Raw genomic sequence first — 16,037 nt, forward strand, 5'->3', positions numbered from 1 at the left:
AGGCGCTATGGGCAATCCAGAACCTAAGCCATTGAAGCGCTTTCGCCGGGGGCTGGTTTGGTTGCGCAATGATCTGCGCTTGAACGACAACACCGCGTTGTACCGGGGCGCGCAAAGTTGCCGTGAATTAGCCGCTGTTTTTATCGCCTGCCCGATAAGTTGGCAAGAGCAGGATGAGGGGGAGCCGGTGGTCGCCTTCCGTCTGGCCTGTCTGCGAGAATTGCAGCAGCGATTGGCGGAGCGAAATATTCCGCTTTATTTTCTCGAAATCGCCAGATTCCAGCAGGTGCCGCGGGCGATGGAGGAGATAGTCCACAAGCTTGAAATTGAAGCTCTTTTTGCCAATTCGGAATATCCCTACAACGAACAGCGCCGCGATGACGCCGTGCGCACGGCTCTGAAAAACGCAGGGTTACAGGTGGAGTTTTGCAGCGACCGAACCCTGCTGCCACCGGGTGCGGTTAAAACCGGGGGCGGGGAAACCTACAAAGTATTTACGCCCTTTAAACGCGCCTTTGTCGCCCGTTGCGGCAGCGATTATTTTGCACCGCTGCCGCCGCCGCGAAAAATGGAAACGGCGGCCGGATGGCCCCGCTGGATTCAACTTGCAGAGCAACATAATCTGGTGCGGACTATTCCCGGAAAACTACCGGGTTATGAGCTCACGCCCGACAGGAACGGCAGGCTGCTGGGGTGGATGCCGGGGGAAAAAGCGGGTGCGCGTCACTTGCGCGCATTCCGTGAGAAAATCGGCCGCTATGCGCTGGAGCGCGATTTTCCAGCCAAGGATGCCACCTCGCGCCTTTCTCCCTATTTAAATTGCGGCGCCGTATCCATTCGTCAGTGTGTGCAGATGGCGTTTGCGGAGAATGGCGGTGGTTGGAGTGGAGGCAATCAGGGCGCAGAGTGTTGGCTGGGAGAGTTGCTGTGGCGAGAGTTTTACACCCATCTGATTGCCGCCTTCCCGCGGCTCTCCATGCACAAGCCCTTTAAGCCGGATACGGACCGCGTGCCCTGGAAGTACGATGCGCAATTGTTTCGGAGCTGGTGCGAAGGTACAACCGGCGTACCCATTGTGGATGCCGCCATGCGCCAATTAAACGAAACCGGCTGGATGCACAATCGGCTGCGCATGGTGGTTGCTTCCTTCCTGACCAAAAACCTGCTGATCGACTGGCGCTGGGGCGAGCGCTATTTTATGCAGCGATTAATTGATGCGGATCTGGCCGCGAACAATGGCGGTTGGCAGTGGGCTGCGTCTACGGGCACGGATTCGGTGCCTTATTTTCGTGTTTTCAATCCCTACAGTCAGTCGAAAAGGTTTGATCGGCACGGTGAATTTATCCGTCGGTTTGTGCCGGAATTGCGCCACCTGAGTGAGAAAGCGATTCACTGCCCGCCACCGCTCGATGGTTACCCGGCACCGGTTTGCGATGTGGCGCAAAGCCGCGATCAGGCAATCGCTGCTTTTGCCGGTTTAAGGAATCTCTGATTAAGTCACTTTCTGGTGGCAGAGGCGCTTCGGGGGCGGATGTGAGGCTTAGGGAACCTCTGATTAATTCGCTTCCTGACGATAAAAATTCTTTGGAGCTAGATGAGAAGCTCAGGTGATAGGGTGGCCATTTCGAAACCGTCGGATACAGGGATGTATCCGTCGGAGCTACAGGGAAGTACTCGTGCGTTTTCGAAATGGCCATCCTATTGCTTGAGCGCCACGGAACTAACCAAAGCCTTCACGCGAATTAATCAGAGGTTCCTTAGGCCAAAGGATCAGTGCAGGCGGTGGCCGGGGTATTGCGAAATCCTCGGGTACAGGGCGGTATCCGGAGGAGCTAGGGGGACTTTTGAAATATCCACCCAATTATGTGAACCCTAGAAGATTATTACAGCTCCCGTGTGAATGGGGCAGAGGTCCCTTCAGGCGTCAGTGAAAAAGTCCTTGTGCTGCTATTGGTGAGCGGCGGCGTGTCTATACTTGCTCCACTGCGATTGATTCCCTACTGCAATGGAGTGCGCAATGGGCTTTTCATGGAAAACCCTGTCTATCGCTGTGGCTCTTGCCGCCGCCGGTCCGGTTTTGGCCGCCGATAAGCTCTACAACAATATTGTCGTTTTTGGTGACAGTCTTTCGGACAGTGGCAACGCCGGCATATTTACCAGCAGTGACCCGGACGGCCTGTTGCCGATGCAGCCGGCCATCAGTTTTACCGCACAGGATTTTGGCCTGGCGTCGCTTAAGCCTTCCTGTTCCGGTTTGGGGTTTAGCGTTGGCGGGCCGGTGCCCTGTTATCCCACCGCCGCGGACGCAGCCGGTCAGTTGCAACAGGTAGTGACTTCGGTATTGGCCAACGGCAGCAACTGGGCCGTGGGCGGCAACCGCACCGCAGATGTGCTGCTGGATCTAGTGGGGGCGCACCGCTTTCGGCAGCTTTTCCCGGATACCACCGTGGCCGATCACAATAACCTGACTACTATCCTGCCGGACTCCACCCGCTGCGGCGCCGATGGCGTCTGCGATCCGGCTGCGGGCGAGAGCCCGTATCTTTCCCCTGCAGAAGTGATGGAGGCGACTGCCGCTTTCGGTGATCCAGTGGCGCTGCAGGCTCTGGTGGACGATCCGAACAACAATATCACCCTCACCGGTGTGCCCTTTGGCACGGGCCGGGGTTACTTGCCTCAAAACGGCGTTTCCGGCGATACCCTTTACTTTTTGAATGGCGGTGGCAACGACATTATTGCCGCCACGCTCGCCGGTACCGTCTCCCCGGACAGCATGAAGCGCTCTGCCGACTTTCTGGCTACCGCCGCGAGTGAATTGCGCCGCGCCGGCGCCGCGTTCGTGGTGGTGTCTAATGTGCCCCGGGTGGGCGATACACCACTGATGAACGACCTGGGGGCGGATGCGGTCAGTACTGCAAATATTGGCACTGCGTTGTTTAACGATGCGCTGCGGGTGCGTGTGAATTTTATCGGCAATGTGTTGATCCTCGATACCGAGGGTATCACCGCCCTGGCGCAAGCGAAGCCGGGGCTGTTCGGCTTTGCCGATATCGATCAGGCCGCCACCTGCTACGCCGCCGGTGCCTGCGATAACCCCAATCCCGTCTACAGTGAGACTGGCAGTGCTCCCGACTCGGACAGGCTGCTGTTTAACGACGGCATCCATCCGACATTGGCCGCCGCACAGCTGGTTGGCGATTACTACTATTCCGTGTTGAGCGCCCCGGTGGGGTTCGCCATGTTGCCGGACCTCGGTTACCAGAACAGCCGCCTGCACCAGTCCAATATCGATCACCACCTGGTTGCGCAGCGCTTTCGCGATCCCACCACCACGGTGTTTTTCAGCGGCGCCTGGCAGTATACGGAGCTCGGCCAGGGGCCGGCGCCAAACCGCAACAGCAACGGCTGGGACGGTTTTTTTGGCTTCAGTTTCGCCGCAGGCGATCATTTCGAGTGGGCGCTGGCGCTGTCTTACGCCGGCAATGATTACACGCCCCCGAGCCTTTCGCTCAAGGCCCGTACCGTCAACTTTTCCGCGCTGGCGCGTTGGAACGATGAGCGTTGGTTTGTCGATGGCGGGCTAACGTACGGCGATATCGACTACCACGAGGTGGACCGGGATATCTATCTGGGGCAGCGTTTTGCTACGCGTATCGAGGGCGGTACGGATGGCGATGCCGTGACCCTGTTCGCCCGCGCCGGCTACGACACAGCCCCGGCGCTGCCCTGCCAGCTGGGGCCCTTTATCGCCGGTGAGTGGACCCAGGTGGATGTGGATAGCTTCCGGGAATCCACCAATCGCGATCTCACCTATGTGGGTAACAACGGTGAGACCCTGGACCCCCTCGGCCTCTATGTGCGCCACCAGAGCCGCGACTATTACCGCCTGCGCACCGGTTTTTTTTACAACGCACCGGAAGAGGCGGACTGGCGTTGGTTCGGTGAAGTATGGCTGGAGTACAACAGCGGTGACGATACGGACAAGGTGGGCATCGGGGTTAAGTCTATCCCCGGTAACAGCGCCTACCTGGCGGCTTACGACAGCCGTCACGCGGGCTTTTTTCAGAATGGCTTTGGCGCCCTGGTGGGGCTCAACCTGACCGACAAGCTGCAAATGAGCGGCAACATCCTGGTGCGGCCAGAGGACACCGTGGGTGGTTTGAATCTGAATTACCGTTTTTGATGGGAAGGATCAGCAAAATTTCACCGAATTTTCTGCGGCAAAAGCGCGGAAAAATTCACGGGAATGCGAAAATCGCGTCCGTTTCGCGCCGCCGATTACTCGGGTGGTTGTTACCGTTACCGGTACTGATAACAACCCGAAAGTGACACTAGTGACAATGTTTAGTCCCAGATTCAGTCTGCAGAGCGATGCCCTAAACCGTGCCGATGCCGATGTGTGGGCGGTCAGCGACCGCGCCCACGCACTGGCGAACCGGGGCGAGGACGTGATCTTTCTGTGTGTGGGCGACCCCAATTTCGATACGCCGGAACCCATCCTGGACTTTGCCCGCGCGCGGCTGGGCGTTGGCCGCACACACTATTCCCCGGCCGCTGGCGAGCCGATGCTGCGCCGCGCCATCGCCGATATCGAGAGCAAAGTCTCCCCGCATCCCTGCAGCCCCGATGACGTAGTGGTTTTCCCCGGCGGCACCAACGCCATCTTCGCGGTGCTGTCCTGCCTGCTGAATCCGGGCGAGGAGATAGTGATTCCAGAGCCGATGTATATCGGCTATGTGCCCATCTGCGACGCACTGCGCCTGAAAGTGAAAAAAGTGTCCTGCCCGGCGGAGACCCATTTCGCCTTTGACGTGGAGGCGGTCAAGGCCGCCATAGGCGCGGATACCCGCGCGGTCATGATCAATACGCCGGTCAATCCCACGGGCGCCATGGCCACCCCGGAGCAGTTGCGCGAACTGGCGGCCTACTGCCGCGCGCGCAATGTGTGGCTGGTGTGTGATGAAATGTATTCCATGATCACTTTTGCCCGCCGCCACACTTCCCTGCGTACCGCCGCCGAGCACCTGGACAATATTGTCGTTATCGACGGCCTGTCCAAGTCCCACGCGATGAGCGGCTGGCGCCTCGGTTGGGCCGTGGCCCACGGGCCGCTAGTAGAGCGGCTGATCGGGTTCGCCGGTGCCACCATCTTCGGTTGTCCGCAATTCATTCAGGAGGCCGCTGCCTTTGCGCTGGAGTTTGACTCCTACTTTGTCAAACAGATGCGCGATGCCTATGAGCGCCGCCGGGATCTGATCGTCGAGCGTATCGGCAAAATTCCCGGCCTCAGTTGTTACTCCCCCGACGCAGGGATGTTCGTGATGGTGGATGTCTCCAACATCGCGGAATCCGGCCAGGCCTTCGCCGAGGCACTGCTCGATGCCGAACGGGTATCGGTGCTGCCCGGCGCTCCTTTCGGCCCCAGCGCCGTCAACCACGTCCGCCTGACACTGGCGGCGGATGAGGGTGAGTTGTCCCGCGCTCTGGACCGCATAGAGCGTTTTGTCACCACTGGCAACAAGCGCAGCGCCTGACAGACATTCACCCGCATGCGGACGCCTTTTACGGGCGTCTGCTTGCAGGCGAATATTTGCTGCCGCTATCCTTGTTTTTTTCCAATAGCAAGAACAAAAGCTGTGAAAATCGACCGGCACAATTTGCGAATTCTGCGGGCGCTGCAGACCAATGCGCGCATCAGTAATCTGAAACTGAGTGAGGAGATAGGGTTATCCGAGAGCGCCTGCCTGGCGCGGGTCAAGCGTTTGACCAGCGAGCGTTACATCCGGGAATTTCGCGCCGAAGTGAACCTGGACAAAGTGCGTCACGCCGAGTTTTACGTCAACGTGGCCTTAAAGCGGCAGGATGCCCGCACTGCCGAAAGCTTCCGCCGCGCCATCAACGATATTCCGCAGATCGTCTCCTGTGTGAAGATGTCTGGGGAGTTCGACTATATGCTGCGCTTCGTGTGCCCGGACGCGGCGGATTTCAATCGCGTGTCCGAGCAGCTGTTGGCCAACGAGGAGGCGGCTATCTCGCGCATGACCTCCCACCTGGTGATCGAAAAAACCAAGCCGTTTACCGGCTATCCGCTGGAGTTGCTGTTCAACGACTGAGCTCGCTGGCTATTTCCCCCAGCACTTGTAAATTCCGCTTCAAGCGCCGTTCCAGGGGCCAGCCGCAATTGATGCGAATGCAGTTGCGATAGCGTCCCAGGCTGGAAAATACCTGGCCGGGCACAATACTGATATTGCGGGCGGCAGCGGCCTCAAACAGTGCCATACCATCGAAGCTCTCCGCCAGTGTCAGCCATAGGACAAAACCGCCGTCCGGGCGCGAAATCGCTGTTTCCGCCGGCATTACGTTTTTCAGGGTGCGGCGGTACACGGTTAGCTGCTCCGCCAGCGCCAGGCGCAGGCGCTGCAGGTGGCGGCGGTAGTGGCCGGTATTGACAAAGTCCGCCAGTGCTACCTGCAGTGGCAGGTTCACGCTCACTGCCTGTGCGCGCCATCGTTGTACCGCTGACAACAAATACCGCCCCGGGGCGCACCAGCCGATACGGTAGGCGGGGACCAGTGCTTTTGAGAAGGCGCTGCACCAGAATACCCAACCGTCCCGATCCCAGTGTTTGATGGGGAGGGAGCGGTTCAGATCGAATCCACACTCCCCAAATACGTCATCCTCTATGACCGGGCAGCGGTATTCCGCGGCCCACGCGGCGATACGCTGCTTATCGTTGACGCTGAGGCTGAAACCGAGTGGATTGTGGTGATTGGCAGTCACCACACAGGCTTTGACTTCCGGGTTTGCCATGGCGGCTTCCAGGGCCTGCATACGGATGCCGCTGCGGTGCAGTGGGATTTCCAGCAGCCGCCGATCGAGGCTTTCGATCAACTGCAATAGGCCGCTGAAGCAGGGGCTGGGCAGTGCGACGACATCCCCCGGCTCGGTCGTCAATTGCAGGGCGAGACAGATGGCGTCCATGCAGCCGTTGGTGATTAGTAGGTCCCGCGCGGGCAGGGCGAGGCCGTCCGTAGCGAAATGCTGTGCCAGCGCCTCGCGCAGCGCCTTGTCTCCCTGTGGTGGCGCATAGTGCACGAGGCGCTCCCCGAGTTTGAGGGTGGCGCGGTGCAGGCTGCGTTGCAGCTCTGTCAGGGGGATCAGTTGTGGGCTCAGCAGGGATATACCAAATGGTGCGCTGCCAGGGGTGGCGGCGGCGCGCTGTACCTGTTCGATTTCCGCGATATTGGTCACCACACCTGGCGCAGCGGTGAAATCCTGCAATTCTGCGCCCGCTTCCGCGTGGGTGGTATCCCGGACATAGAAACCGGACTGGGGGCGGGCGGTGATCAAGCCCTCGCTCTCGAGAGTTCGGTAGCACTGTATTGCGGTGGTGACGCTGACATTGTGCTGATGGGCGAACTGCCGCACTGACGGCAGCCGCTGACCGGCACCCCAGCGGTGCTCGCGAATTTCCCGCTGCAGCTGTGCTGCCAATAAGCGGTAGAGAGCGGCCATTTCACCCCCGGGATTGATATGCCGAGGTAAATTGTACTGCAAAAAGCGCAAATTATTGTCTCTGTTTTGGTTTGGGCGAAGGCGGCAAACTGGCTTTTTTGCAGTTCGGGGAGAGTAACGAATGTCAGAAGTCCGGAAGGAAGTGACACAGTTTCGCGAGTTGCTGGAACAGGCACTCGAGGTCAGTTGTGAATTTTTACGCGGCCTAGAGCGTCGCCCCGCCGCTTGTATCGATGCGCCGCCGCTGCCATTGGAGTCATTACCTCGGCACGGTATGGGCACTGCGGGGGCCCTGAAGGAATTTCAACGCCGGGTGATGCCCTATCTTTCCGGGTCGGCGGGGCCGCGCTACTGGGGGTTCGTCACCGGTGGCAGCAGCCCGGCGGCTTTGGTTGGCGACTGGCTCGCGGCCGCCACTGACCAGAATCCGGCCACTTTCGGGGATTCCATCGCTCCGGTGGTGGAGGTGCAGGTCCTGAATTGGCTGCGACAGCTTTTTTCGCTCCCGCCATCCTTCGACGGCTGTTTAACCAGTGGCGCCACCAGCGCCAATCTGCTGGGAATTCTTTGCGGACGCCAATTTGCCGGCCGGGTTCAGGGGATGGATATAGCCGCTGAGGGGGTGAGTGGGGCGAGTATCCAAGTGTTTTCCGCCTGCCCCCACGCCAGCAGTCTGAAGGGGTTGGCGATGGCTGGACTGGGGCGGAATAACCTGACCGCCGTCGCATGCGAGCCGGGCACGGAGCGTATGGATACCGTGGATCTGGCGCGTGCGCTGTGCGCCAGCGATAGCCCCGGGAAAATCGTACTGGCTAGTGCCGGGACAGTGACCGGTACTGATTTCGATGATTTAACGGCAATCGCTTCTCTGTGCCGAAAGTACAATGCATGGCTGCACGTGGATGGCGCCTTTGGTTTGTTTTCCCGCTTGCTGGAGGATAGGCGGCATTGGACAGAAGGGATTGAAGCTGCGGACTCCATTACCTGCGATGCCCACAAGTGGCTCAACGTGCCCTACGACAGTGGTATTTTCCTCACCCGCCACACGGATCTGCTGGAACAGGTATTGGCCGTACCTTCTCCATATTTGCCGGCGGGCAACGGGCAGCCGCACTTTATGAACCGGGGGGTAGAGAACTCGCGCCGTTTTCGGGCATTGGCGCTGTGGTTCAATTTGCGGGCATACGGCCGCGAGGGCGTGGCGCAAATCGTGAAAGACAACTGTCTTCAGGCGGCGCAGTTGTCGAAGTGGCTGGCTTCTGCTCAGGGCTATGATCTGCTGGTGCCGTGTAAACTGAATGTCGTGGTGTTTCGCCCGCGAAATTGTCCAGATATCCGTGCCTGGCTGGACAGACTGAACCGAAGTGGTGAGGTATTTATGACCCCTGGGCAGTGGGATGGCCGCGACGCAATTCGCGCCGCATTCAGCAATTGGTCGACGACCAACGCTCATGTGCAGCGGGTGATTCGCTTGCTGGAAAACAAGGGTGACTAAAGACGCGCCGATGAATGCCGCTTGTGTGAACAGCTGTCAACAATCACCTCAAGGGAATTGCACCAGAGGCGCAGAGCGCCTCATTAAATTCCGCTACAGCGGTGTCACTGAATGTCGCGCACCAGGCGAAGAGCCTTTAGCTGTGTTCGCTCGCCGTAAGTAAATGCGCCGGAGTCAAAATCCACATACCACGAATAGTGCATATGGAATTTGGCGGGTGACGAAGACCAAACGCCAGCGGATGTGGCATTGGGAAACACGGCCGTATTGATCGCGGGCGCGGTGCATTGCAGTTCGACCAGGGAGCTCAGCTCGCGGATATTCGGCAGTCGCCAGTCCTGGTGGCCAGCGAAGCCGCCTTCGCGGTTGAATGTCGGCGCATAGGCCAGTGCTCCGGCCCAGTTAAGGGTCAGGGCCTCACCGTCCTCGCAGTTTTTTCCGGACATGCCTTCCACGCAGGTGCGCCACATCAGGCCCAGCTTTTTATCGATAACAGTACCGTCATCCCGCTGTTCGAATCGTGCGGCGGGCGCGGTGGCAATGATCTGTCCTGGTTTACACTGCTGGGCGCACAATGCCTGCAGAGGCGTGGCCAGCAGTAACAGCAGAAATGTATTGCGTGCGGCAGTGATCATTTGTCCTCCGAGTTTTCTGCGCCCCAGTTCCTAACCAGCCGTACATGACGGCCATTGTCGCGGGGCAGGGGGGCGGCGTAACCGAGCTGGAAATTTACCGCCCAAGCCCTTTGGGGGAGTAATGCGTCCGGAGAGTAAGTCCAATAAAAGCCACTTTTTGTATTGGGGAAATAAGCGGTATCGATAGCGGGGGCGCTGCGCCCGAAGTGCACCAGGCTGGACAGTTCATTTAAGGTTGGCAGGCGCCAGTCGCTGTAACCGCACAGGCCCCGATGGTTGGTGCGGCTGACGAATTCCTCGATGTTGCAATAGGTGGCGGGTTGGCCCTGGACGTATCCGGTGCATTGCGCATAGCGGCTGTTCCAGTCGCCGATATGGCCGCCGTTGAGCTTCTTGTCCGGGTTGTACCAGGTGAAGACATCGTCGGCGTCGTGGCGTCCGCGGTTGCCGTAAACACCGTCGCCCGGTTGTTTGACTTCCCACATCAGGCCGGTGATTTCGTCCAGTACACAGCTCCAGTTCTGTGCATCGGCGGGGAGGAATTCGCCATTTGCATCCAGTTTGCGGTACACAAAGCCCGCTGCGCCGTCGGCGTCGTCACCGGCGGTGACATCCCTGCCGTGGCGGCAGTCCTGCTGGCTCAGGATATCGCTCTCTACAGCCGTTTCCCCGGCCGCTTGCCCGCCCTGCATACGGGCGCTGCAGTCGCTGTTGACTCCCCGGGGATAGTCCGCGCCCCAGGTGATGCCGGTATCATTGAGTCCGTTTCGAGGCGGGGAATACTCCCCGCCGGATTTTGAGCACCCACCCTGGCTGGCAACGGCAACAGCCAGGGCGACAATCTGTGCATATTTTCTCGTTAACACCTTTTTTCCACCTAGGCCAATACCCCGGGAATCACTTCGGATTGATAACCCTGATAGGCGGGGTGTTCGTGCGCCTGCAGGGCCACCGCCGCCGTGTGTATCTGGTGCAGAGGCGTGTAGGCGGCACTGCCGGAATCGGAAACGCCGCGTTTTATTACACCGCCGCCACCGGCCATGATCAGGGGAATATCGGTACTGCTGTGGGCGTCTCCGTTACCCATGTCGGTGACCTCGCAGACGATGGTGCTGTCGAGTACGCCTCTGTCCCGCAGGCGGCCGATCAGATAAGCCGAAAGGCTGCTGAGGTGCTTGCGCGTTTCCCGGTAGTGGGGATAGGTCGGATCGCCGCCGTTACCGCCGTGAATCGACTGGTGATAGGTGTCCTTGAAATCCAGATAGGGCAGGGAGAACTCGGCGCCGTCATTGCCGAAGGTGAGGGAGCAGGAGGCGGTGATATTGCACTCCAGTGCCAGCGCGATGATGTCCGCCTGCAGTTCCGCCTGTTTTTGAAAGGTGGAAAACTCGATCGGGAATTCCTCCGGCGCTGTGGCACCGCCGCAGGAGAAACCGCCACCGGCCAGGTCTTGCAGGCGCCGCTGGGTTTCCTCTATCGCGGTCAGATGCGAGTCGAGGCGCTGCTGCTCGTAGGTGCCCAGTTTGTTTTTCAGTGCGTTCACGGCCTCCAGGTGGGCGTCCACGGCGTTTAATTTGGGATCGCCACCGCCGCCCTGCAAATTGCCGAACAGGCGGTTGAAGGCGTTAAACGGGTTGTCTTCGGAGGGAACAACGGAGCCGTTGTCTTTGGTGAAACCGCCGCCGCCGTTGCTGTGTACCCCCAGGTTGACGTAGGTAAAGGGCAGGTTTTCGCCCAAAATCCTGCCCATGTTGACGTCGAAACTGTCGCCACCCCAGCTGTTGTTGATGATGGTCGGCATAACGCCGTGCCCGCCGCGGTGGTGGCTCATATTTTTGAGGAAGTTGCACTCACTGGCGACAGTGCTGTACGGCTGGGACATATCCCCGAAACTGGTCAGGTCGGCGTTGGGGTACCAGTGTTCCGCCAGGGCGCCGTCGGGTACATAGATGACCACGGATTTGTTGGGGGCTGTTTGCGCCTCGGCCCAACGGGAAACCATCATGCCGGAGACCAGGGGAGAGGCGCGCATCAGTCCTTTGCTGATGCCCGCAGCGGCGAAGATTTTGAGTAAATCCCTGCGCCTTTTATCAAATTCATTTTTGTATCGCTTTGCCATTGCTTAAACCTTTTATTCTGTGATTCGCCAAAAAGTCAGAGCGGGGGCCGCGCCTTAGCGCGACCACTCCTTGCGATAACGGACTGCATCCAGTGTGCTCAAACTTTCGAGCATGGAGCGGGGGTTCTCTTGCACCAGCGTATCGGTCATATCGGCGATGGTGCAGGAGTATCCGTCCTTCTCGAGCGGGTCGAGCTGTCGGCCCTCGGGGTTAGTGCTATCGATGGTGTTGTGTCCGACACCGAGCATGAACCGGAACATATTCTGAGACAGGCAGGACTGTGCGCTGGGCAGTGTCGCCAACACTTCTCCCAGTCCCCGCGCGCCTTCGAATTCGATCCATTCGCCACGGTTGCTCAGCACATCGGGTGCATAGAGACGTCCACTGGCATCGATCGCGTTGCCGTTGAGGTCGACAGTGCGGGGATTGCCCACCGCGTCAAAGTCTTCCATACCGCCGCCGAGGGGGTTGATCCACTCCTGGTGGCAGTTCAGGCAGGGGCTGACAGAGGTCAGGGCCTCGTACTTCATGCGGTTGGTTGTCGCCGGGTCTGCGATAAGGTCCGCGAGCTCTTCAATACGGTCGGCGCGGTCCTCGATGATGCCGGCGGGCGGATTGGGCTGATCCTGACACAGCATACGGCGGCGTACCCGTACTGAGCGGCGGATCGGTGACGTCTCGATGCGCTCGGCCCAGCGGGACATAAACGCACCGCTGGTCAGAATGCCGCCGCGATCCGTGGTGGTGACCCGCTGGAACTCATCGCCGGAGACGCCGCCAATGCCGTAGTGCTGAGCCAGAGGGCCGTTGACGAAGGTCCAGTTGCCGTTGTAGAGCGAGGCGAAACTCTCGCTGCTGTTCAGCATGACTTCGGCGAAGACTTCACGGATTTCCTGCTGCATATGCGGCGCTACTGCTTCGAAACCGGGCCAGGTGGCCTCGTCTTTCGGCGAGTAGTCGAGGTTGTCCGTATCCAGCCAGCTGCCGACAAAGTCGCCCATGGTGTTTCTCGCCTCGGGCAGATTCAGCAGCCGCTGTGCTTCCTCCTGAATTTGCGCCGGATCGCGTAGCAGATCGTTGCGCGCTTTTTCCAGGGTGGTTTCGTCCGGCGTGGAGCCGGTGAAGGAGTAGCTCAGCCAGGTGGCCATTTCGTAGGACGTCAACTCGTAGGCGTCTGCGTCGATTGCGTTGTTTGCCGGATTGAGTTCACCCAGCTCGTGGCGGTACAGGAACTGCGGTGAGGACAGCATGGTCATCAACGCCAGCTGGATGCCCGAATGTACGTCGCCCTCGGTAACGGTGCCATTGGCCAGCTCGGAATAGGTGGCGATTTCCTCGCTGTCCAGCGGGCGGCGGAAAATTTTCGGTGCCAGTTCGTTGATAAACTGATCGACACAGTCCTGGTTGAAGGAACTACAGTTCAAGGCCGGGGCAAAATCTCTCGCCGCGGACCAGGCTGCGATTTCCTCGGCTACGGTCAGATAACTGTCGTAGGCGGAGGTGACGATGGACGCGTGGGCGTTGTTGATGAAATAACTTACCCGGTAGTCTTCCGCCAATCCTTCTGCAGCATTGAAGTCTACGCCCAGCAGATCCTCGACCGTATTTTGGTACTCGGACCGCGTGAGGATTTTCAACTGGCGGGCGCCGTAGCGGACAATGTCACAGTTCGGCGGCGCCTGCTCTTCCCAGAAAGTATCGGCAATATAGTTGCCGACCTTGTTGGCGCAGTCCCCGTCGCAAGCTGCGGGGTCATTGCGGGGCATGGACTGCTCGATATAGCTGATCATGAAATCCAGGTCACGAGGCTCGTTCAGCGGTACTCCCACTCTGCCGCCGTCGGCGGCAAAACCGTGACAGCCGGCGCACATGGCGCTGTAGATTTCGTAGCCCGTCATATTGCTGGTATCCGTGCCGCCGCTGCTGGACGAACCGGAACTGCTGGATGACGTGCTGGAGCTGCTGGACGAGGAGCTGGAGCTGCTCGACGAAGAACTGGAGCTGCTGCTCGACGAACCACCCGGGCCACTGCAGGTGGGCAGCGTAAAGCTTCCATCGTGGTCGCCCTGGAAGCCGAATGTAGTGCTTTCACCAGGTTTGAGGCTGCCGTTCCAGTCAGCGTTGCTGAAGGTGGCTGTGTTCTCAGAGACGCTGCTGTTTGAATTCCAGTTGCCGGTGATTTGTGGCGGTTCATCGAACTGGAGCGTGACTTCCCAGCTGCTTACAGCACTGCTGCCATTGTTGGTGACCGTGACGTCGAGCTGGTAGCCGTTGTTCCAGACATTGTCGTAGGTCACAGCACAGGAGATGCCACCGTCGGTGCCACCGCTGGACGAGTTGCCCGAGGTGGAGCTGCTCGACGAGCTGCTGGAGCTTGAGCTGCTGCTTGAAGATGAGCTGCTGCCCGATGATGACGAGCTGGAACTGCTGGAGCCGCTGTCGCCTTGCGCAACTATGCGGTGCAGGGTGCCGCCGACAATATCCGCCAGATAAATTTCACCGCTGTTGGATTCGCCGAAGGTGGCGATATTTAACGCGGTGTCAGCCAGGGGATACATGGTGTCGGTGTAGGCCCAGACTTTTCCATTCTGATAATCACCAAAGATATAGGCGCCATTTAGGCCCGCGATTTGCGTGCCCCGGTACACATAGCCCCCGGTAATTGATTGGCCTTGATCGTGATCGTATTCGAACAAGGGGTCTTTGTAGGGGCCACTGTCTTCACAGCTATTACTGGTGGTGTGGAAGCCTTCCCGGCAGCGCCAGCCGTAGTTGCCGCCTTTTTCAATAATATTGACTTCCTCGTATTCCGCCTGGCCGACATCCGCGAGCCAAAGATCGCCGGTGACCCGGTCGAAACTCCAGCGCCAGGGATTGCGCAGACCATAGGCGTAAATTTCCGGCTGGCCGCCACCGTTTGCGAAGGGGTTGTCCGACGGGATGCTGTAGGGCGAGCCGTTGTCCACGTCGATTCTGAGCATGGCGCTGTGCCAATTGCTGGTGTCCTGACCGTTGGCTTCCGGGTCGTTGGCGGAGCCGCCGTCCCCGAAACCGATGTACAGGTAGCCGTCGGGGCCAAAGGCGATATGGCCGCCATTGTGGTTGGCATAGGGCTGTTGCAGGGTGAGGATGTCCTGGCGCGAGCCCGCATCCAGACTGGTGCCGCCGGTGCTCTCAGTGTAGCGGGCGATAACCGATGTCATGGGGTCTGACGCCGGTGTGGTAAATGACAGGTAAACCTGTCTATTCACTTGGTAGTTGGGGTGGAAGGCCATTCCCAACACCCCGCCCTCGGCCGCGCTGTCGACGGTGCCGGATAGATCCAGGTAAACGTTTTTGGTGGTGGTGAGATTGTCACTGGCATCGATCCAGTAAACCATCCCAGTTTTTTCCAGAATATACCAGCGCGAATTGTCTCCCGGTGCCTGCATCATGCCGAGAGGCTGTTCGAAGGTCAGGTTGGGGAATACACGCTCGATTTCCACTGCTGGTGGCGGACCACTGGGGCCTCCGCTGCCGGAACTGGACGATGAGCTGGAGCTGGAAGATGAGCTGGAGCTGCTGGAGCTGCCGCTGCCATCAGCGTCACAGACGGCACCGTTCACCACTGGGATTACGGCGCTGTCTGATCCATTGCTGAGCGTCAGACCGAACTCCACATACTGCCCCGGCTCGACGCTGCTGTTCCAAGACAGGCTGCTCGCCGTATAGGGGTTGTCGCCCATCAGGCTTGTGTTCCAGCTGTCGACGACTACGGTACCGTCATCGTATTCCCAGTCGACTTGCCAGCCATCAATGGCACTGGTACCGGTGTTGGTAATGCGGATGCTCGCCTGTGCGCCGGAGCCCCAGTCGTTGACGATCAGGTACTCACAGGTTGCCGCGGCCGCCGCAGGCATTGCAATCCATGAACAAATTAACAGAAATAACGATGAGATTTTTAACGCGGGACTGTTCATTTCATTATTTCCTGCACCATAAAGTTTTAATGGGCGTTACCGTTACCGGTGCGCCCTTGGCCTTTTTTGGGAAATGCCTCTGGAATTTCTCTGGAGGCTGCTCGAACGTAGAGACGCCGGTTGAGGCCGGCACTGCCTGGCTCTACTAGTTTTGGGTGCGGAATAAAGGATCAGGTAATCGGGATATGAAAAAACTCCCCGAAACCTTTTTTGTGTTTGTATTGTGTGTGCTGCCCGGTCTTTTAATAATTAGGGTGCCGAGCTTTTTTCAATGTACTGACTTCCTTTTCTCTCTACAAGTGCCAACTGGAGA

General features: G+C 58.9%; 10 protein-coding genes. 5 read left to right on the top strand and 5 right to left on the bottom strand.

What is annotated here, in order from left to right:
- Nucleotides 1–7: 7 nt before the first annotated feature.
- The 4 genes from A3224_RS03275 to A3224_RS03290 all read left to right on the top strand — a co-directional run bounded on the left by A3224_RS03275 (nt 8) and on the right by A3224_RS03290 (nt 6,113).
- Nucleotides 8–1,492: a cryptochrome/photolyase family protein gene (locus A3224_RS03275; RefSeq protein ID WP_067151439.1), complete on the top strand. Its 1,485-nt coding sequence runs from the start codon at nt 8–10 to the stop codon at nt 1,490–1,492.
- A gap of 525 nt (nt 1,493–2,017) precedes the next feature.
- The gene (locus A3224_RS03280; protein WP_067151442.1) at nt 2,018–4,183 is read left to right on the top strand and encodes an autotransporter outer membrane beta-barrel domain-containing protein; all 2,166 of its coding nucleotides are present in this window, start codon (nt 2,018–2,020) and stop codon (nt 4,181–4,183) included.
- A 157-nt stretch (nt 4,184–4,340) separates the two neighbouring features.
- On the top strand, nt 4,341–5,534 hold the full coding sequence (locus A3224_RS03285; RefSeq protein WP_067151444.1) for a pyridoxal phosphate-dependent aminotransferase: 1,194 nt from the start codon (nt 4,341–4,343) through the stop codon (nt 5,532–5,534).
- Nucleotides 5,535–5,636: 102 nt separating this feature from the next.
- Complete coding sequence (locus A3224_RS03290; RefSeq protein WP_067151447.1) at nt 5,637–6,113, top strand: Lrp/AsnC family transcriptional regulator; 477 nt, start codon at nt 5,637–5,639, stop codon at nt 6,111–6,113.
- Here A3224_RS03290 and A3224_RS03295 read toward each other — a convergent pair.
- Nucleotides 6,103–7,515 carry an aminotransferase-like domain-containing protein gene (locus A3224_RS03295; protein WP_067151450.1) on the bottom strand — a complete coding sequence of 471 codons (1,413 nt, stop codon included), beginning with the start codon at nt 7,513–7,515 and terminating at the stop codon, nt 6,103–6,105. The genes A3224_RS03290 and A3224_RS03295 overlap by 11 nt on opposite strands.
- 121 nt (nt 7,516–7,636) lie before the next feature.
- On the opposite strand from A3224_RS03295, the gene A3224_RS03300 reads away from it, so the two are divergent.
- Nucleotides 7,637–9,010, top strand: a complete 1,374-nt coding sequence (locus tag A3224_RS03300; protein ID WP_067151453.1) for a pyridoxal phosphate-dependent decarboxylase family protein — start codon at nt 7,637–7,639, stop codon at nt 9,008–9,010.
- A gap of 104 nt (nt 9,011–9,114) precedes the next feature.
- On the opposite strand, the gene A3224_RS03305 is transcribed toward A3224_RS03300, so the two are convergent.
- Genes A3224_RS03305 through A3224_RS03320 form a run of 4 tightly spaced genes read right to left on the bottom strand, consistent with a single transcriptional unit; the run spans nt 9,115 to nt 15,664 of the window.
- On the bottom strand, nt 9,115–9,645 hold the full coding sequence (locus A3224_RS03305; protein ID WP_139223256.1) for an Lcl C-terminal domain-containing protein: 531 nt from the start codon (nt 9,643–9,645) through the stop codon (nt 9,115–9,117).
- Nucleotides 9,642–10,511: an Lcl C-terminal domain-containing protein gene (locus A3224_RS03310; protein WP_067151455.1), complete on the bottom strand. Its 870-nt coding sequence runs from the start codon at nt 10,509–10,511 to the stop codon at nt 9,642–9,644. The genes A3224_RS03305 and A3224_RS03310 overlap by 4 nt, the downstream gene beginning before the upstream one ends.
- A gap of 11 nt (nt 10,512–10,522) precedes the next feature.
- Nucleotides 10,523–11,764: a DUF1552 domain-containing protein gene (locus A3224_RS03315; RefSeq protein WP_231902448.1), complete on the bottom strand. Its 1,242-nt coding sequence runs from the start codon at nt 11,762–11,764 to the stop codon at nt 10,523–10,525.
- 54 nt (nt 11,765–11,818) lie between these two features.
- The gene (locus tag A3224_RS03320; protein ID WP_197463036.1) at nt 11,819–15,664 is read right to left on the bottom strand and encodes a cellulose binding domain-containing protein; all 3,846 of its coding nucleotides are present in this window, start codon (nt 15,662–15,664) and stop codon (nt 11,819–11,821) included.
- Between the last annotated feature and the right edge of the window lie 373 nt (nt 15,665–16,037).

Source organism: Microbulbifer thermotolerans (assembly GCF_001617625.1).
Lineage (GTDB): Bacteria > Pseudomonadota > Gammaproteobacteria > Pseudomonadales > Cellvibrionaceae > Microbulbifer > Microbulbifer thermotolerans.